The following is a 19156-nucleotide window of genomic DNA, read 5'->3' as shown; positions in this document are numbered from 1 at the left end:
CCCGCCGAGCCGGCGCCGATGATGATGTAGTCATATTCCATGGTTCAAACCTCCCTCAGAACACCGAGGCGAACTCGCCCAGCTCTACCTGTACCGATTTGACCCGCGTGTAGTGCGCCAGCGAGGCGATGCCGTTCTCGCGGCCGATGCCGGACTGCTTGTAGCCACCGACCGGCATCTGCGCCGGCGATTCACCCCAGGTGTTGATCCAGCAGATGCCAGCCTCAAGGCGATGGATGATGCGGTGCGCCCGCGCCAGATCGGTAGTGACGACGCCGGCGGCAAGGCCGTACTCGGTGTCGTTGGCGCGGCGGATGACTTCGTCCTCGTCGTGGTATTCGAGCAGGCTCAGCACAGGGCCGAAGATCTCTTCGCGCACGATGGTCATGTCGTCGCTGCAGTCGCTGAAGATCGTGGGCGCGACGAAGGCGCCCCTGGCGTGCTCGCCGTCGGTCACCCGCACGCCACCGCAGAGCAGCCGCGCGCCGGCGGCCTTGCCCTTGGCGATGTAGTCGAGCACGTTGTTCATGTGCGCGAAGCTGACCAGCGGACCGAAGTTGGTTTCCTCCTGCTGCGGATCCCCCAGGCGGATGCGCTGCACGCGCTCCAGCAGCTTGGCCTCGAACGCTGCTTTCAGACCGGCCGGAACGAACACCCGCGTGCCGTTGGTGCACACCTGGCCGGAGCTGAAGAAATTGGCCATGACCGCGATATCGGCTGCGCGATCCAGATCGGCATCCTCGCAGACGATCAGCGGCGACTTGCCGCCCAGCTCCATGGTCACGTCCTTGAGCGACGATGCCGCCGCACTGGCCATGACCTTCTTGCCGGTGGCCACGCCGCCGGTGAACGACACCTTGGCGATGCGTGGGTGCTCGGTGATCAGCGCCCCGACGCCGGCGCCACTGCCGGTCAGTACGTTGAACACGCCATCGGGCAGCCCAGCTTCGCTGAAGATCTCCGCCAGTTTCAGCGCGCTCAGCGAGGTGACTTCGCTGGGTTTGAAGATCATCGCATTGCCGGCAGCCAGCGCCGGTGCGGCTTTCCACAGGGCGATCTGGATCGGGTAGTTCCAGGCGCCGATGCCGGCGACCACGCCCAGCGGTTCGCGCCGGGTATAGACAAAGCTGCTGTCACGCAGCGGAATCTGTTCGCCCTCGATGGCCGGAGCCAGGCCAGCGTAGTACTCCAGCACGTCCGCGCCAGTGACGATGTCGACACTGCGGGTTTCGCTCAGCGGCTTGCCGGTGTCCAGGGTTTCCAGCAGCGCCAGCTCGTCGTTGCGCTCGCGCAGCAGATCGACCGCGCGACGCATGATTCGCGCCCGCTCGATGCCGGTCAATGCCGCCCAGATGCGCTGGCCCTGCTCGGCGCTTTCAACCGCGCGTTCCAGATCGGCCGCACCGGCCTCCGCCACTTCGGCCAGGACTTCGCCGTTGGCCGGGTTGATGCTCTCGAAGGTCTGGTTGCTGCTGGCGTCGACGTAGCCGCCATGGATATAGAGTTGCTGCCGTGGGAAACGGGCCATGTTCTACCTCGTTCGTACCGTTCGTGGCGGCAGCGGATCGACACTGCCGCGACATGGATGGAACGCCTCGGGGATCGCCCGAGGCGTGCAGGGTCAGGGTGTCGGCGCCGCGCCCGGATTAGGCATGCCGCTTTCACCACCGCCGTTCTCGCGTTGCAGATGCAGGAAGTGCATGTGGTGCTCGTAGTGGTCGAGGATGTCCTCGATCAGCTGGCGCCGGGAGTAGCCCATCAGGTCGTAACCCAGGCTGCCCTGGCGCAGATGCACCTCGAGCCGGTAATAGTCCGCGTTGCTGCTCTGCGTGCGCAGGGCAAAGGACGGCATGGTGCCGCGCACCGGCCAGATCTGGTAGGTGAAGTCCTGCTCGCTGCCCAGATTGACGTGCAGCGCCAGGTGCTCGTTGCCCGGTTCGCCTTCGACGATCTCCACCGGCACGCCCTTCTCGCCCAGCGCCTTCTGAATCTCCTCCATCGCCGGCTTGCACACGTCCTTCAGGTAGCGACGGATCTGCAAACGGCTGGGAAAGCTCATCGCCCGCGACAGCCGCTGACTCCAGTTCATCTGCGTGTGCTCCAGCGTCGCGCGCCCGGACAGGTAGCCGGCCAGGCTCTTCTGGTAACTGTCAGCCATGACACCCTCGACGTGCAGTGCCTTGAACAGCCCGTACATCATGAACAGCAGAACGATGGAGAACGGCAGCCCCATGATCACCACGGTGCCCTGCAGCGCGGTCAGGCCGCCGGCAATCAGCAGTGCCAGGGTGAGAATGCCGATGATCGCCGCCCAGAGGATGCGCATCCACACCGGTGCATCGCTGTTCACATCCTTGAGGATGGAGGTGAAGTTCGACAGCACCAGCGAGCCGGAGTCGCCGGAGGTGACGAAGAACACGATCGCGAGGATGGTCACCACGATGGTGGTGAGACCGGCCCAGGGCAGGCTCTGGAGGAACAGATAGATCGACGAGCCAGGGTTGCTCACCGCCTGCTGACCGAATTCGAGGGCACCGCCCATGACCATCTCGATGGCGCTGTTACCCATGATCGACATCCAGGCCATCATGAAGGCCAGCGGCAGCAGCAACGTGCCGATGACGAACTCGCGGATGGTGCGACCGCGGGAAATGCGCGCCAGAAACAGGCCCACGAACGGCCCCCAGGCGATCCACCAGGCCCAGAAGAACACTGTCCAGGCGTTCAGCCAGTCGGTCGGTCGGCGGTAGGCGTAGGTGTCCAGCGACAGGCTTATGAAGTTGGAGAAGTAGTCGCCTACGTTCATCACCAGTGCGTTGAGCAGGAACACCGTATCGCCGACCACCAGCACGAACAGCAGCAGCAGGACCGCCAGCAGCATGTTGAATTCGGAAAGCCGGCGAATCCCGCGCTCGACCCCGGTCGCCGCCGAGATTGCCGAGAACACCACGATCAGCACCACCAGCACCGCCTGGGTGAGCGTGCCTTCCGGTATGCCGAAGATGTAGTTGAGGCCGAAGTTGAGCTGGATGATGCCGATGCCGAGACTGGTAGCGATGCCGAACACCGTGCCCAGCACCGCGGCGGTATCGACGGTATGCCCGATGGGGCCGTAGATGCGCTTGCCGAAGATCGGATACAGCGATGAGCGGATCGACAGCGGCAAGCCCTGGCGAAAGCTGAAATACGCCAGCGACATTCCGACCAGGGTATAGACACCCCAACCGGAAAGGCCCCAGTGCAGGAAGGTCAGCTCCATGGCGTGGCGCGCGGCCTGGGTGGTTCCGCCCTCGCCTACCGGTGGTTCGAGAAACTGGGTGATGGGTTCGGCGATGCAGAAGAACAGCAGGTCGATGCCGATCCCGGCGGAAAACAGCATCGCCGCCCAGGTGACCACGTTGAATTCGGGTTTGGAATGATCCGGCCCGAGGCGGATCTTGCCGTAGCGGCTGGTAGCCACGATCACCACGAAGAGCAGGTACACCAGCACGGCGAGAAAGTAGAACCAGCCGAAGGTGTCGGATATCCAGCCAAGTACCGTGTTGATGACCGCTTGGGAGCGATCTGTGAAGAACATCGTCCATATGGCAAACGCCACGATAGCGATTGCAGAACCGTAGAAAACTACGGGATTGATCCGGTCAGCCGGCGCTTCGGAATCATTGGGCGAGAGCTCAGCCTCGTTCATCAGTTCTATCTCCTGAACTTGTTCTGGCTTTTACGACATCGCGGTGCGACGTATTGCGGCAGGTGGCGGGCAAATCTCTTGAAATTGCTGCGCACCAAGGGCGGGATGGGCATGCATAGCGGCCGTACTGATGACAGCCATGCCCGTCGGCAAGCTGCTGCCGACAAAAAATCAAGTTGAATCATGCTCCCATAATGGCGAAATCGGCGCGCATCCTACACGATAAGTGTCAATTTCGCGAATCACGGCGAAATCAGCACCATCCCAAGCGCCTTGATCCGACCCTTCGTTCATGCGAATCGCCTCGCCACGAGCGGCCCAGCGCTCCGCCCCAGCTCGGCGTTTTCAGCGATTGTGCGCTGGCTTATGATCGGCCCCGCGTAGCAGCAGCCTTCCCCTTCCACCTGCAGAGATTTGTTCATGTCGTCCGATCCTCGCTTCACCGCCATGCCCGACGCCAACGGATATTTCGGCCCCTATGGCGGCCAGCTGGTCCCACCGCACCTCAAGCAGGCGATGGACGACATCAACCTCGCCTACGAGGAAATTCGCCAGCGTGATGACTTCCAGCAGGAACTGGCGGCACTGTTCGCCGACTACGTGGGTCGGCCAAGCCCGATCTTCCATGCGCGGCGGCTGTCCGAGCAGCTTGGTGGCGCGCAGATTTATCTGAAGCGCGAAGACCTGAACCACACCGGCGCGCACAAGATCAATCACTGCCTGGGCGAGGCGCTGCTGGCCAAATTCATGGGCAAGAAGAAGGTGATCGCGGAGACTGGCGCCGGCCAGCACGGGGTTGCCCTGGCTACCGCCTGCGCGCTGGTCGGCATTCCCTGCGAGATCCACATGGGCCAAGTGGACATCGAGAAGGAACACCCGAACGTCACCAAGATGAAGATCCTCGGCTGCAAGCTGGTAGCGGTCACCCGCGGCGCCGCGACGCTCAAGGAAGCGGTGGACAGCGCCTTCGAGGAATACCTGAAGGACCCGCACAACTACATCTACGCCATTGGCTCGGTGGTCGGCCCACATCCGTTCCCGAAGATGGTCCGCGATTTCCAGTCAATCATCGGCACCGAGGCCCGTGAGCAATTCCTCGCCAAACATGGCCGCCTGCCCGATCGCGTAGTTGCTTGCGTCGGTGGCGGCTCAAATGCCATGGGCATGTTCACCGCATTTCTCGAAGATGCCGCGGTCGAGCTGATCGGTATCGAGCCGGCCGGTGAAAGCCTGGACAAGCCAGGCCGCCACTCGGCCACGCTGACGAAGGGCAAGCCAGGCGAACTGCATGGCATGGCCTGTTACGTGCTGGAGGATGCCGATGGCAACCCGTCCGCGGTGCACTCCATCGCTTCCGGTCTGGACTACCCCGGTGTCGGCCCACAGCACAGTTATCTCAAGGACATCGGCCGGGTGAACTACCAGACCGCGACCGACCAGGAATGCCTGGACGCCTTCATGACTCTATCGCGTGTGGAGGGCATCATCCCTGCCCTGGAAAGCGCCCATGCCGTGGCCTGGGCGATTCGCACCGCGCCGACGCTGGGCAAGGACAGCCATATCCTGGTCAACCTTTCCGGCCGCGGCGACAAGGACGCCGATTACGTCGCCAACCTGCTCGGCCTGTAACACATCAGCGCGGGCCGACAGTGCATATGCGCGTCGGCCGGGCGTAAACGCAACAGGCGGCCATAGCGGTTAAGATGCGCAGCCGCCCGACTGCTTCCAGGCCCGTGTAATGGATCACAGCGTCTCGCCTATCGGCTACGTCCGCTCCTGCTTCAAGGAGAAGTTCGCCATCCCCCGCCAGCCCAGCCTGGCGCCAGCCGCACGTGGCGTGCTGGAACTGCTGCCGCCGTTCGACAGTGGTGATGCGGTAGCCGGGCTCGAGCAGGTCAGCCACGTGTGGCTGCTGTTTCTCTTCCATCAGGCGCTGGAAAGCAAACCCCGCCTCAAGGTTCGCCCGCCACGTCTGGGCGGCAATCGCACGGTTGGCGTGTTCGCCACGCGAGCAACGCACAGACCCAATGGCATCGGTCAGTCGGTGGTCAGGCTGGATAAGGTCGAGCCGGGACGACTGTTCATTTCCGGCATCGACCTGCTGGACGGCACCCCGGTGCTGGACATCAAACCCTACGTGCCCTACGCCGACGCGCTGCCTGACGCACGCAACGAGATGGCCGCCGACGCGCCAGGGTTGATCCAGGTGCAGTGGTCGAACGCCAGCTTGCTGCAGGCTGGCCACGAAGCATCGCGGCTCGGCGAACCCCTGGTGGAGCTTATCGAGCAGTGCCTGGCGCAGGACCCGCGCCCGGCCTATCAGAAACCCGAACCGGAACGGCGATACGGCGCGCAGTTCTGGGATGTGGACGTGCGCTGGCATTACCCGACGCCAGGCGTGATCCGCGTTCTGGAAGTCGCGCCAGCAGCGCCGCAACCGGCCTAGGGCCGGCGCGGCGCCCCTCCTCACTTGCCGGCGGGCGTCAGCAACAGACGCCGGTTGCCGTAGACCTTGTCGAGATTCTCCGTCTTGAACGGGAAACTCATGTAGTTCGCCTTCATCCACGCGTCGATGCCATCGGCGTAGTGAGGGCTGGCCGGATTGCCCGATTGGCCTGAACTGTTGAGGCCAATCATCGGCTCGTCGCGGCCAAAGTCGACGATGATGCGCATCGCCGGGATCAGCCAGGTATCGAAGTCCGTTCCCAGGTGATAGGCCGAGGCATTCAGCGTGCTGTGGTCGCCGCCCATCGCAAAGGGGCCGCGATCCAGGTAGCTGCCGATAGCGTTGATCTTGCTCCGCTGGCTGGCCGGCATATGCGGCGCCAACTGCGTCGCGCCGGAGGTCCAGCTAGCAGTGTGCAGCTTGCCCCATTGCCAGGCGCTGCGCTCGTTGCCCAGGCGGCCTTCCAGCAAGGTCACTGCTGCGGCCAGGCTGCGCGCGAGGATTGCCGGCTTGTCTTCGGCATGCGCAGTGCGCTGGTCATTCCAGAACGGGCTGTCCTCGCGCCCGAGCAGATGGTCGGCCTGGGCCGAATAGGAGGTGTTGGCCGTCTGCACCAGCGCTCGCCACGCCTGCGTATCTTCCGGCCCCAGCTCGTCGAGGAACGTCTGCCGCGCGCTTTCGTGCAGGAAAGCACCATACAGCGCAGCATCGGCCGAATCCGCAGCGAGCTTGCCGTCGAACGCCATCAGTCGATCCAGCGCTTCTCGCGCCTTGCTGCGTTCGGCGGCCGGCAGTGCATCGATCGCCTTGCGCAACGGCTCGGCCATGCCCGGCGCCTCGAACATTGCCCTGAGCTTGGCGGCGAACGGCGTGACCTGGTCGTACTGCATCGCGATAGTACTGCGGGTGTCATGCTTGCCCCGCCCCGCCAGTTCCGCCAGGCGCTCATAGCGCTCGGGGCCATACCAGGAGCTGGAAAGCTGCATCCCGTAACCGCGCGGTACACTGCGATGGTTGGCGGTGCCGAGCCAGCCCTGGATCGGATCCTGGTCGTAGGGATGCAGCATCGGATCAGCGAAGCCGTCCCATTCATAACGATTGTCCCAACCCGGCGACGGCACCAGCCCCAATCCCTCGCGACGATTTGGGAAGCGTCCGGTGACCTGCCAGCCGATTCCCTGCTGGTCAGCAAACACCAGATTCAGCGCCGTCGCACGAATTTCGCGGGTCGCCTCGAAGGCCTGATCCACCGATTGCGCGCGGGACAGATCGAAGAAGGCATCCAGGGTGCGATCGGCCTCCAGCTGCGTGGTTTTCAGCGCAAGGCCGTAACCACTGCGGAGCTGTAGCGGTTGCAAGGGGTGCTTGCGCTCGCCGAGCGCCGTGTTCAGCAGAGGCCCATTACGGGTTTCGTAGATGGTCTCGCGAATCGGCCGCTCGCCTTTGACGAAGTAGGTTTCGTGCCGCTCGCGGGCCTGCAGCCACTTGCCATCGGCCAGGTACATCAGCCGCGAGCCTTCGCGGCGCACCTGCTCGAGATAGAGGTCCTGATTGTCGCCCATCACCATGGTCATGCCCCAGCCGAGCTTGCCGTTGAAACCGGCGACCACTGCGGGCACCCCGGCGATGGTGACACCCGCGGCCTGGAACTTCGGTGCGCGAACCTGCATGAAATTCCAGTACGAAGGCATCGACAGCGGCAGGTGCGTGTCGTTGGCCAGAATCGGTTTGCCGCTACGGGTGTTGCTGCCGGCAATGGCCCAGTTGTTCGACGCAGCCATCCCAGTCGGGGTCAACGATGCCAAGTTTTGCGCCGCCTGCTCGATCGCCGCCAGCCCTGGTACCGATCCACCCAGCGCGAGTCCCTTGAGCTTGTCGGCTTCGGCGAACGGCAATGCTTCGTCCGGATAGATCGGCAGCAACCAGGCGAGCTTATCGCTACCCACCTTCTGCGCCAGCAGCAGCGCCGCCACTTCTTCCTGCAGATTCTGCGAAAGCCCGAAGTTGAGCAAACAGAACACCAGCACCGAGTCCTCGGGCTTCCAGTACTCAGGCTTGTAGCCGGACTCGGCAAGGTCCATCGGCAGCTTGTCCTGATGGCGATACAGGTAGGCGTTCACGCCGCGGGCGTAGACCTCGAAGAACTTCTTCATCCGCGGCGAGGACTCGCGATAGAGCAGCTCGGCGCTCTGGCGCAGATTCACCGCGCGCATGAAGCGGTCGCTCTCCAACACGCCGGGGCCAACCATCTCCGCCAATCTCCCTTGAGCCATCAGCCGTAGGCTGACCATCTGGCTCAGACGATCGGTGGCGTGGACGTAACCCATGGCGAACAGCGCATCGTGGAACGACGAGGTTTCGATCAGCGGCATGCCCAGCGAATTGCGCCGGATACTCGCGCTGCCTGCCAGGCCGGTCAGCGGCTGAATGCCCTGCGGCGGCGGCAGGCTGGCGCTGTAGCGATTATCGAGATAGGCCTGACAACCGCCCAGGCCGGCCAGGCCGAGCGCGGCCCCCAGCGTCAGGCGAACCAGGGCGAACGGCAGACGCAGAGACATCAAAGACTCCTGAGCGAGCTTGGCAAGGGATGGTACTGACAGATTAGAGGGCGCGCGGCGAAGAAGATCGGTCGATCAGGCCGCGTCGCGGGATTTTGGCAGAGCTTCGTCGAGCAGCCAACGGGCCGAACGCCGAGCCTCGGCCTTGTGCTGCAGCTCGAGGGCACTGAACTGCGCTTCATGTCGGCGCCGCTCCTGCTTGTCCAGCGCCTTCCAGGCGGCATGGGTCGGCACTTGCTCGGTGGCTTCGAACAGCTGCTGGAAAACCTGACAACGAGGATGCTGCCCCAGCGCCACATCATAGTTGTCGAGCAGCACCTTGATGCGGATTGCCCCCTCGATGAGCGGGACTTGCTCCTCCAGCAGGCAGCTGGCGAGGATTCGCAGATCCTCCGCCAGCGCGGTCTGCTGCTGCGTCCGCGCCGCTGCCTGCAACCGCTCGTTGCGCCAGACACGCCGCCAGAGATACAGCGCATAGCCGCCCAGCGCAGCAATCAGCAGCGTGGCGATGACGAACAGACCGATGGCCAGGGTCATGACAGGCTCAGGCGCCGTGGCATTTCTTGTACTTCTGCTGGCTGCCACAAGGGCACGGGTCATTGCGACCGACGTCCTTCAGCGGATTACGCACAGGTTCGTGGCTGTGATTGCAATGCGGGCCATGAACGTGGTGATGGTCATGGTCGTGATCGTGATCGTGGTTGCAGTCGGGACCATGTACGTGGGGCTCTTGACTCATCTGGGTACTACTCCGGAATAAAGTTGCCCGGGATTATCTCGCCATTGTTGGAAATGTGCACGCGCCGGCCCATCATCAGCCCGGTCTTGAGCTCACCTGCCAGGCGGTAGGCGATCGGACGGTCGGGCTTCTCCAGCAGACGCACGATGTACTTCATATGGCGCCAGAGGTTGGTGTGAACCGGCACCTCGTAGTACTCGAAGCTGTTGGCAGGTACTGTCAGCCAGCCACTGGACTCGCCGCTGGCCAGTTCCACGTCGTTGAGATGGACTTTGTAGATCAGCCCGCGCACCGGCAGGCTGTGATCGTTGGGGTTGTCGATACGAAAGCGCAGCATGAATTGCTGTTCCAGCAGCCGCGCCTTGATGATATCGACCTTGGTGAGCTCGACCGTAGGGTCCTTGAAATCGCCCGAAAACCAGGTCGAGCATCCGGCCATGCCGCCAAGCAGGCAGAGCAACACGACGGTTCTAAGAATTCTTATTGTGTGTGCCTGGCAAAACATTCCGGTACTCCAAAGGACGGCCAAGTGTAGCAAGCAGCATGCTTGCCGCAACGGGGGCCACCGCAAAAATACCAGTCTCAGGCCGCAATATGACAACGACGTTTCAGACAAAGCGCTCCCGCATTGCAGTGCGCCGCGGATCACTCACGTCGCCAGCACGTTTGCGAGGACCTGTCGCGCCTTGCCTATGCCGGCAGCCAGTGCCGCTTCGATCTCGGTCATGGTGATCACCCCGCTCGCCTTGCCGGCCGCCGGATTGACCACCAGCGCCAGGCAGGCATAAGGCAGATCGAGTTCGCGCGCCAGCGCAGCCTCGGGCATTCCGGTCATACCGACGATGTCGCAGCCGTCGCGTTCCATACGGGTGATCTCCGCTACGGTTTCCAGCCGCGGACCCTGCGTGCAGCCATACACACCGTGACTGCTGAACGCATAGCCCTCGGCTGCGAGTGCGCCGATCAGGCGCTCGCGCAGCGCTTCGTCATAGGGATAGCTGAAATCGATGTGGGTCACGTGATCTATATCGCCTTCGAAGAAGGTGTGTTCGCGACCGTAGGTGTAATCGACAATCTGATGGGGTACGCAAAAATGTCCGGAGCCCATGGCCGAATGGATGCCACCGACCGCATTGATTGCAAGAATCGCCTCCGCCCCGGCCTGCCTCAGCGCCCATAAGTTGGCTCGATAATTCACCTGATGTGGCGGAATGCGGTGCGGATGGCCATGCCGTGCAAGGAACAGCACCTCTCGGCCGCTGTATTCGCCACGCAGGATTTCACCGGACGGGCGCCCGTAGGGCGTATCGATGAGCTGCGCGCGCTGCATCTTGAAGCCGCTCAACTGAGTCAGGCCGGTGCCGCCGATGATGGCATGGACAGTCATGGGTATTCCTTGAAAGAAAAAGGGTCAGTCAATCAGGTCGGCGGCCTTGAGCGCGCCAATGGCGTCAAGCCAACGCGGATTCTGCTTGTACTCAGCAGCGCACTCCCGACCAGCGCGCATACGCGAAAGCGCAGGCGGCGCCGTGACGCTGAGGCGCTGCAGCGCAGCCAACGCCAGTTCAGCCGCCGCCCGATCATTACACACCAGCCCCATGTCACAGCCGGCAACCAGTGCAGCCTGGATGCGATCGGCCGCATCGCCGGCGACGTGCGCGCCCGCCATCGACAGATCGTCACTGAAGATCACGCCCTTGAAGCCGAGCTCGTTACGCAGGATGTCCTGCAGCCAGCGCCGCGAAAAACCTGCTGGCTGGTCATCAACCTGAGGATAGATCACGTGCGCCGGCATGATCGCATCGAGCGTGCCGCTCAGCGCCTTGAAGGGAATCAGATCACAGCGGCGCAACTCTTCAAGACTTCGTTCGTCGACCGGGATCGCGACATGGGAGTCCGCCTCGGCCCAGCCATGACCGGGAAAGTGCTTGCCGGTTGCGGCCATACCCGCGGCGTGCATGCCACGGATGAACGCGTCGATCAGCACCACGGCGGCCTGCGGATCGCCTTCGAATGCACGCGTTCCCACCACGGCACTGCGCTGGTGGTCAAGATCGAGAACCGGTGCGAAGCTGAAATCCAGGCCCGCAGCGAGTACCTCGGTCGCCATCACCCAGCCGCAGGCTTCCGCCAGCCGCGGCGCGTCGGAGCAGCGCGCAAGTTCGCGCATCGGCGGAAGCCGTACGAAACCCTGGCGCAGCCGCTGAACGCGGCCACCTTCCTGGTCCACCGCCAACAGCAGGTCTGGCCGCACGGCACGAATCGAGCGGCACAGCTCGTCGACCTGGCGCGGGTGCTCGATGTTGCGGGCAAACAGAATGAGCCCGCCGACCTCGGGCTGGCGAAGCAGCTGGCGATCCTCGGCAGTCAACCAGGTACCAGCAATGTCCAGCATCAGTGAACCGTGCATATGCAGAAGGAATCCTTATTCGAGTTCAGCGGCAGCCCAATCGGGACAGGGCGCCTCGTCGATGCGCACCGCACAGTGAGGCGGCACCAATGGGAAGAGTTGCAGCAGGTCGGCATTGCGCATGCGAATGCAACCGTGGGAAAGAGGTACGCCCATCGGCTCACAATCGGGAGTGCCGTGGATGTAGATGTAACGGCGGAAGGTATCGACCTGCCCCTGGCGATTGACTCCAGGCTCGCACCCGCTGAGCCAGAGAATCCGCGTCAGGATCCAGTCACGACCGGGAGAAATTCCGTGAAGTTCAGGGGACCATACCTCCCCCGTCCAGCGCCGCCCACGCAACACCGCACATTGAGGCAAACCGTCACCGAGGCGCGCACGCACCTGATGCAGACCGCGCGGCGTGCAACCGGAACCGTTCAGCTCGCCCGCACCATTGCGTGCCGTAGAGACAGAAAAGCGCAGACGCAACTGGCCCTCGGCGAAGCCATAGAGCTGCTGATCGGCGATGGAAATATGCAGAAAATCGAGAAATGCCATGGGCGGCTAGCTTAGTCGATCACCCGGCAGGCTTGTAGCTCAAGCCTTCGCCGGAATGGCCACTGCGTTGCGCCGTGCGATCGGTTGCGCCGCCGCCAGCGTGTTGTCATCAATGCCACTGTCGGCGCGCATGCCGGCCGCGAGAAACGGCACCATCATACGCATGACCTGCTCGATCGAGGTTCTGACGCCGAAATCGTTCTCGGAAATAGCGCGCAGTGCCTTGATACCCGACATGCTGAATGCCGCCGCACCAAGCATGAAGTGCACACGCCAGAACAGTTCGATGGGCGGAATGGCCGGTGCCGCATCATGCACCTTGAGCATGTAGCGACGGAACACCTTGCCGTACATGTCTTCCAAATAGCGGCGCAGGTGGCCCTGGCTCTGACTGAAAGACAAGCCCAGCAGGCGCATGAAGATGGACAGATCATCGCCGCTGCGCGGTTTGACCGCCAAGGCCTGCTCGACGAGGATTTCCAGCAGTTCCTCGAGCGTGTCCTTCTTGTCGGTCAATGCCTCGCGTCGATCCAGTTCACGCTCGAGACTGGCACAGAATGGCCCGAGAAAACGCGAGAACACCGCCTGGATCAGCGCCTTCTTCGAACCGAAATGATAGTTCACTGCCGCGAGGTTGACCCCAGCCTTGCTGGTGATCAGGCGAAGCGAGGTTTCGGCGAAGCCTTTTTCCGCGAACAGCTGTTCCGCTGCATCAAGAATGCGCTCAACTGTTTCCGACTGCGCCATGCCCCCTCCGAAAGACAAACAACTGTTTGAAACTTACGTTTCACCGACCGGCAAGTCAACCACGAAACGCCTTGTGGCACTAGCGTCATTGTCGCAGACAGACCACGGAGCACGCCGGATGTGCTTTCAAAACCATCATAATCATTCGTTGCCAAGGCCGGATCACTGTATATAATCCCAGTCACTGTATAAAAGAACAGAGACCGACATGATCAAGCTGACGCCTCGCCAGACGGAAATCCTCGCGTTCATCAAGCGCTGCCTGGAAGACAATGGGTATCCACCCACTCGCGCAGAGATCGCTCAGGAACTCGGCTTCAAGTCACCCAACGCTGCCGAAGAACATCTCAAGGCACTTGCCCGCAAGGGCGCTATCGAGATGACGCCCGGGGCGTCTCGCGGGATACGTATTCCGGACTTCGAACCCGCCGCATCCGAAAATGGCCTGCCGATCATCGGCCGCGTTGCTGCCGGCGCGCCGATTCTGGCGCAGCAACATGTCGAAGAATCCTGCCAGATCAGCCCCGCGTTTTTCCATCCGCGCGCCGATTATCTGCTGCGTGTCCACGGTATGAGCATGAAGGACGTCGGCATTTTCGATGGCGACCTGCTGGCCGTGCACACCACCCGCGAGGCCCGCAACGGCCAGATCGTGGTTGCTCGTGTCGGTGACGAAGTCACGGTGAAGCGTTTCAAGCGTGACGGCAAGAAGGTTTGGCTGTTGGCTGAAAACCCCGAGTTCGCGCCCATCGAGGTCGACCTCGAACAGCAGGAACTGGTGATAGAAGGCTTGAGTGTCGGCGTCATCCGCCGCTAAGGAGAAGGTTCATGCAGTACCAGACCAGCACTTCCCGGCCCCAACTTTCGTTGTTCGACGGCGTCATTGCGCAAAGCCTGGCACCGTTTGGCAACCTGAAACCACGCAACAAACCCGAGCAGGACAAGGAATATCTGAGCGAGTTGAGCCTGAGTGGCAGCAGCGAGCACTGCCACCTGCTGCTTGCCCCGATCCTGCGTGAACTCGGCGATGCAGCGGACAGCCGCTGGCTGACGCTGATTGCCCCGCCTGCTTTCCTCTCGCAGAACTGGCTGCGCAAGTGCGGTCTGAATCGCGAACGCATCATCCTGCTGCAGCCACGCGACGCCGAGGGCGCGATGGAACTCGCTTGCAAAGCCCTGGCCTCGGGGTGCAGCCATACCGTGGTCAGCTGGTTTGATCAGCTCGATGGTGCAACACGTAGCAAACTATGCGCAGCCGCCAGCCTGGGCGCAGCTCAGAGTCTGAATATTCGTCTCGGATGTTGAACCGCACGGCACAGGGACGTGCTGAAAATCGCGGATGGAATCCTGAAGCTATAACGCTCGAGCACTAGCTCACTCAGTGCAGAACACGCGGCTCTTCATCGTCGCGCTCGAAATCCCCTTCCGACATGCGACCGGCCATCTGAACGCCGACATTGAACATCGCCTTGGCAATCTCGACGTGCTGCCCCTGTAGAAATAGCTTGGCGTCTTCCGAAAAATTCAGCGTGACCAACACCTCTTCGTCCTCGGCACGACGAAGCACGATGCGCCCGTCAGGTAGCTCGACGATTTCCAGAAAAGATGTAGGCATGGATCAGCTCCGCGTGAAAGGCGGCCATTGTAGCAGCCGACCAGCCTCAGGACAGCCTTTGCAGGTCTCAAGCTCCTTTCGCTAGCAACACCCCGATAGGTAGCAGCATCATGCAGCCGTGGGTTGCCCGACCAACAAAACAATGCGGCTATGGATACCGACACGTAGCATGCACAAAAAAAGCGCGCGCCGGCGCTCGATAAGGATTGTGTATGACAACCCGCACCTTGCTGCTTACCGCCTTGGCCATGCTTGCATTTGCCGGCAACTCGATCCTATGCCGTATCGCCTTGCGGGACACCGCTATTGACCCGGCCAGCTTCACCGGCCTCCGTATACTGGCCGGAGCGCTCACGCTCTGGCTAATGTTGCGAATCGGCACGCCGAGACAATCGCAGGGCGGAGATTGGTTCAGCGCCTTGGCGCTGTTCGTCTACGCCGCTAGTTTTTCCTACGCCTATATCAACCTGGATGCCGGAGCCGGCGCCCTGCTGCTGTTCGGCGCGGTGCAGTTGAGCATGCTTGCTTGGGGATTGCTGCGGGGCGAGCGCTTTAGCGCTTGGCAGATTGTCGGCTTGCTGTTGGCCTTGAGCGGATTGCTGATTCTGCTGCTGCCGGGAAGCAGCGCGCCGGCATTGGACGGCGCACTGCTCATGCTGCTGTCCGGTGTCGCCTGGGGCATCTATTCGCTGCGTGGACGGGGCGCGAGCAATCCCCTTGCAGCAACTGCGGGCAATTTCATCAAGGCCGTGCCGCTGGCAGCAGTGCTTTGTCTGGTGACGCTTGGCCAGCAGCAATGGGATGCGCCAGGAATCGTGTACGCCCTGCTCTCCGGGGCGCTGACCTCTGGCGTCGGCTACGCCATCTGGTACGCGGCGCTGCCCGGTCTTGCGGCAATACAGGCGGCGAGCGTCCAGCTCAGCGTTCCGCTACTCACAGCCATCGCCGGGACTGTGCTGCTGGGTGAAGCGTTGACGGCAACGCTGATCATCTCAGGTGCGGCGATTCTCGGCGGCATCGCAATGGTCCTGAGTATCAGGCACCGCGGCTGACGCCACGGTCCCGAGTGTCACCATTCGGTCAGCGACTCACGAAAACGTAATGCCAGGCCCTTGAGGTTCTGTCGCCAGGCTTCCAGCTCGACGCGCGACAGCGGCGGCACATCGTCCTCGACACTGACTGCCTCGATCAACGGCTGGCGCGGATCAGTCTTGGCCTTGGCAGGAGCGCGTGGCGGCTGGAGCAGCTGCTTGTAGGCGGTAAGCAACTGCCCGAGCCAGGTGCTTGGCTGCTCCGACAATTCCAGCAATTCGGCGAGTTCCGGGCTCGGCGCAGCCTCGAGCACGCTGCGGGTCAGAAATGCCTCGACGACAGGCGCATCCGCACCGGGCGATCGGTAGTAACCGGCGATCTCATGGCACAGTCCAAGCAAGGCGCCGTAAAGGTGGAACAGGCAAGCCTCACGTTCAGCCTGAATCAAACCTTGAGAATTCATCGAGGCAGATTCTTCGGCCTTGCGCCAGCTTTCCAGTGACAAACCGGCGAAGAAGATCTTCTGGTTGGTACGTGTGTAGAGATCGTGAGCCATGGCATGCTCTCCGAAAGAAGATGGACAGAGGATGGACCTTCCCAGGTTGCCGCACCAGATCGGCTGACGAAGTGTCGGCCGATCTGAAGAACGCACTCGGTGCAGCCGGTCTGCTGAGCGGTCGAACGCAAAGAAATCAGCGTTTGTCTTCGACCTTCCACTTGCCGCCGTCGTAGAACGCCTTCCAGCCGGTCGGCTTACCGTCCACTTCGGTCTGCACGTACTGCTCCTTGGTCTTGCGGCTGAAGCGGATAACCGCGAAGCGGCCTTCCGGATCCTTCTGCGGCGCATCGAGCAGGAAGTGGTACTTGGGATCGATCTCGTCCTTGTGCGGGATCAGCTCACGCACCAGCGGCGCGCGGGTTTCGCGATTCTTCGGGAACTGACTGGCAGCCAGGAACAGGCCGGAAGCGCCATCGCGCAGTACGTAGGTGTCGTCGACCTTGTCGCACTTGAGCTCGGGCATCTTCACCGCATCCATCTTCGGTGGCGCGGCTTCGCCATTTTTCAGCAGCTTGCGGGTGTTCTTGCATTCGGCGTTGGTACAACCGAAGAACTTGCCGAAGCGGCCGGTCTTGAGCTGCATTTCGCTGCCGCACTTGTCGCATTCCAGGCTCGGGCCCTCATAGCCCTTGATGCGGTACTGGCCTTTCTCGATCTCATAACCCGAGCAATCCGGGTTGTTGCCGCAAATGTGCAGCTTCTGCGTCTCGTCGAGCAGATAGGCATCCATCGCGGTACTGCAGATCGGGCAGCGGTGCTTGCCAAGCAGCACGCGAGACTCGGACTCGCCCTCGTCATCGGCAGCGATCTCGTCGCCCGGAACCAGGTTGACGGTGGACTTGCAGCGTTCCTTCGGCGGCAGGCTGTAGCCGGAGCAGCCGAGGAACACGCCGGTGGAAGCGGTACGGATCATCATCGGCCGACCGCAGACCTTGCACGGGATATCGGTCACGGTCGGCTGATTGGCACGCATGCCGTTCTCGCTGGCCTCGGCAACCTCGAGCTTCTTGCGGAAGTCACCGTAGAATTCGTCCAGTACGTGCTTCCAGTCGCGCTCACCCTGGGCGACATCGTCCAGATGCTCTTCCATGCCGGCGGTGAAACCGTAGTCCATCAGATTGTTGAAGCTCTCGGACAGGCGCTCGGTGACGATGTCGCCCATCTTCTCCGAATAGAAACGGCGGTTGTGCAGCGAGACGTAGCCGCGGTCCTGGATGGTCGAGATAATCGCGGCGTAGGTGGACGGCCGGCCGATACCGCGCTTCTCCATCTCCTTGACCAAGCTGGCTTCGGAGTAGCGCGCTGGCGGCTTGGTGAAGTGCTGGCTCGGGTCGAGCTTGAGCAGCTTCATGTCGTCGCCCTTGTTCATCTCCGGCAACACGTCATCCTCACCGGCCTTGCTCTGCTGCGGCATGACCTTGGTGTAACCGTCAAACTTCAGGATGCGGCCCTTGGCGCGCAGTTCGAAATTGCCGGCAGCGACGGTCACGCTGGTGGACAGGTACTGTGCCGGCGGCATCTGGCAGGCTACGAACTGGCGCCAGATCAGCTCGTACAGACGCTCGGCATCGCGTTCCATGCCCGAAAGCTGGGTCGGGCGCAGGTTGACGTCGGAAGGGCGAATCGCCTCGTGCGCTTCCTGCGCGCCTTCTTTGCTCGAATAGACATTCGGCTTTTCCGGCAGGTACTTGTCGCCGAACTCGCTCTCGATGAAACCGCGCACCATACCGATCGCGTCAGCGGAAAGGTTGGTCGAGTCGGTACGCATGTAGGTGATGTAACCGGCTTCGTACAAGCGCTGAGCCATCATCATGGTCTTCTTCACACCGAAGCCGAGGCGATTGCTCGCCGCCTGCTGCAGGGTCGAAGTGATGAAGGGGGCCGAGGGCTTGCTGCTCGTCGGCTTGTCTTCGCGCTTGCTGACGCTGTACTGCGCGCCCTTGAGCTTCTCCAGTGCAGCGGTGGCTTGGGCTTCGTTCAGCGGCTTGAAGGCTTCGCCATTCTCACGCGCGACCTCGAAACGCACCTTGGCCTGCTGCGCATTCGCCAGGTCCGCGTGAACTTCCCAGTATTCTTCTGGAACGAAGGCGCGAATCTCACGCTCGCGCTCGACCACCAGCTTCACCGCTACCGATTGCACTCGGCCGGCGGAAAGCCCGCGGGCGATCTTCGCCCAGAGCAGCGGCGACACCATGTAGCCAACCACCCGATCGAGGAAACGACGCGCCTGCTGTGCGTTGACCCGGTTCAGATCGAGTTCGCCAGGCTTGGAGAAAGCCTCCTGAATCGCCTTCTTGGTGATCTCGTTGAACACCACGCGCTTGTAACGGCTGTCGTCGCCGCCAATCGACTCGCGCAGGTGCCAGGCGATGGCCTCCCCCTCTCTATCCAAGTCGGTCGCGAGATAGATGGTGTCGGCTTCCTTGGCCAGACGGCGCAGTTCCTCGATGACCTTTTCCTTGCCGGGCAGGATCTCGTACTTGGCCTTCCAGCCGTGCTCCGGGTCGACCCCCATACGGGTGATGAGTTGACGCTTGGCCTTCTCCTTCGGCGACAGCGCAGGCGCTTCGGCGGCTGCAGCCTTGCCGCGCTTGACCGGCTCCTTGTTGGCAGAGCCGCTGGTAGGAAGGTCGCGGATATGGCCGATACTCGACTTCACCACGTACTGGTTGCCCAAATACTTGTTGATTGTCTTGGCCTTGGCCGGTGATTCCACGATGACCAGCGATTTACCCATGGAGAGGAGAGTTCCTGAATCTAGAGGTGAACAGAGGCGGCGCCTCCGACAGTTTGAATACCCGCACCGGCGCTAAACGGCAAGG

General features: G+C 62.2%; 18 protein-coding genes. 5 read left to right on the top strand and 13 right to left on the bottom strand.

The genetic code is table 11. The annotated features are described in order from the left end of the window. Window positions 1-55 precede the first annotated feature (55 nt). Together betB and LO50_RS02110 are read right to left on the bottom strand one after the other, a co-directional pair. Window positions 56-1528, bottom strand: a complete 1473-nt coding sequence (gene betB, locus LO50_RS02115; protein ID WP_044313953.1) for a betaine-aldehyde dehydrogenase — start codon at window positions 1526-1528, stop codon at window positions 56-58. A gap of 93 nt (window positions 1529-1621) precedes the next feature. Further along, window positions 1622-3688 carry a choline transporter gene (locus LO50_RS02110; protein WP_044313952.1) on the bottom strand — a complete coding sequence of 689 codons (2067 nt, stop codon included), beginning with the start codon at window positions 3686-3688 and terminating at the stop codon, window positions 1622-1624. A gap of 420 nt (window positions 3689-4108) precedes the next feature. Here LO50_RS02110 and trpB point away from each other — a divergent pair, with 420 nt between their 5' ends. Both trpB and tsaA read left to right on the top strand, forming a co-directional pair. After that, a complete protein-coding gene (gene trpB, locus LO50_RS02105; RefSeq protein ID WP_044313951.1) occupies window positions 4109-5317 on the top strand; it encodes a tryptophan synthase subunit beta in 1209 nt (402 codons plus the stop codon). A gap of 109 nt (window positions 5318-5426) precedes the next feature. Then, window positions 5427-6134 carry a tRNA (N6-threonylcarbamoyladenosine(37)-N6)-methyltransferase TrmO gene (gene tsaA / locus LO50_RS02100; protein WP_044313950.1) on the top strand — a complete coding sequence of 236 codons (708 nt, stop codon included), beginning with the start codon at window positions 5427-5429 and terminating at the stop codon, window positions 6132-6134. 20 nt (window positions 6135-6154) lie between these two features. On the opposite strand, the gene LO50_RS02095 is transcribed toward tsaA, so the two are convergent. The 8 genes from LO50_RS02095 to LO50_RS02060 all read right to left on the bottom strand — a co-directional run bounded on the left by LO50_RS02095 (window position 6155) and on the right by LO50_RS02060 (window position 13128). Then, entirely contained in the window at window positions 6155-8692 is a 2538-nt protein-coding gene (locus tag LO50_RS02095; RefSeq protein WP_044313949.1) for a penicillin acylase family protein, read from the bottom strand. A gap of 75 nt (window positions 8693-8767) precedes the next feature. After that, window positions 8768-9229: a DUF2489 domain-containing protein gene (locus LO50_RS02090; protein ID WP_044313948.1), complete on the bottom strand. Its 462-nt coding sequence runs from the start codon at window positions 9227-9229 to the stop codon at window positions 8768-8770. A gap of 7 nt (window positions 9230-9236) precedes the next feature. Beyond that, window positions 9237-9431, bottom strand: coding sequence for an SEC-C metal-binding domain-containing protein (locus LO50_RS23965; RefSeq protein WP_080902059.1), 195 nt, complete (start codon window positions 9429-9431; stop codon window positions 9237-9239). Window positions 9432-9438: 7 nt separating this feature from the next. Then, entirely contained in the window at window positions 9439-9936 is a 498-nt protein-coding gene (locus LO50_RS02080; protein WP_036999573.1) for an LEA/WHy family protein, read from the bottom strand. 144 nt (window positions 9937-10080) lie between these two features. Next, window positions 10081-10818: an S-methyl-5'-thioinosine phosphorylase gene (locus LO50_RS02075; protein WP_023445660.1), complete on the bottom strand. Its 738-nt coding sequence runs from the start codon at window positions 10816-10818 to the stop codon at window positions 10081-10083. A gap of 24 nt (window positions 10819-10842) precedes the next feature. After that, window positions 10843-11841 (bottom strand): beta-N-acetylhexosaminidase, encoded by a 999-nt coding sequence (gene nagZ, locus LO50_RS02070; protein ID WP_044313947.1) that lies wholly within the window; start codon window positions 11839-11841, stop codon window positions 10843-10845. Window positions 11842-11856: 15 nt separating this feature from the next. After that, window positions 11857-12381 (bottom strand): L,D-transpeptidase, encoded by a 525-nt coding sequence (locus LO50_RS23960; protein WP_080902058.1) that lies wholly within the window; start codon window positions 12379-12381, stop codon window positions 11857-11859. Between the two features lie 39 nt (window positions 12382-12420). Beyond that, entirely contained in the window at window positions 12421-13128 is a 708-nt protein-coding gene (locus LO50_RS02060; RefSeq protein ID WP_011912890.1) for a TetR/AcrR family transcriptional regulator, read from the bottom strand. A 208-nt stretch (window positions 13129-13336) separates the two neighbouring features. Here LO50_RS02060 and lexA point away from each other — a divergent pair, with 208 nt between their 5' ends. Beyond that, a complete protein-coding gene (gene lexA / locus LO50_RS02055) occupies window positions 13337-13945 on the top strand; it encodes a transcriptional repressor LexA (RefSeq protein WP_014820593.1) in 609 nt (202 codons plus the stop codon). An 11-nt stretch (window positions 13946-13956) separates the two neighbouring features. Further along, window positions 13957-14433 (top strand): SOS-induced cell division inhibitor SulA, encoded by a 477-nt coding sequence (gene sulA, locus LO50_RS02050; protein ID WP_014820594.1) that lies wholly within the window; start codon window positions 13957-13959, stop codon window positions 14431-14433. Between the two features lie 73 nt (window positions 14434-14506). Here the strand turns inward: sulA and LO50_RS02045 are convergent, their stop codons facing one another. Then, window positions 14507-14743 (bottom strand): hypothetical protein, encoded by a 237-nt coding sequence (locus tag LO50_RS02045; RefSeq protein WP_014820595.1) that lies wholly within the window; start codon window positions 14741-14743, stop codon window positions 14507-14509. A 212-nt stretch (window positions 14744-14955) separates the two neighbouring features. On the opposite strand from LO50_RS02045, the gene LO50_RS02040 reads away from it, so the two are divergent. Next, window positions 14956-15795, top strand: a complete 840-nt coding sequence (locus tag LO50_RS02040) for a DMT family transporter (protein ID WP_044313945.1) — start codon at window positions 14956-14958, stop codon at window positions 15793-15795. 17 nt (window positions 15796-15812) lie between these two features. Here LO50_RS02040 and LO50_RS02035 read toward each other — a convergent pair whose 3' ends face one another. After that, complete coding sequence (locus tag LO50_RS02035) at window positions 15813-16331, bottom strand: DUF6586 family protein (protein ID WP_044313944.1); 519 nt, start codon at window positions 16329-16331, stop codon at window positions 15813-15815. Between the two features lie 136 nt (window positions 16332-16467). Then, window positions 16468-19071 carry a type I DNA topoisomerase gene (topA, locus tag LO50_RS02030; RefSeq protein WP_041014252.1) on the bottom strand — a complete coding sequence of 868 codons (2604 nt, stop codon included), beginning with the start codon at window positions 19069-19071 and terminating at the stop codon, window positions 16468-16470. Window positions 19072-19156 lie beyond the last annotated feature (85 nt).

It is taken from the genome of Stutzerimonas stutzeri (assembly GCF_000935215.1).
Lineage (GTDB): Bacteria > Pseudomonadota > Gammaproteobacteria > Pseudomonadales > Pseudomonadaceae > Stutzerimonas.
Note: the sequence above shows the minus strand (reverse complement) of the source record. Positions and strands in the feature narration are given on the sequence as shown.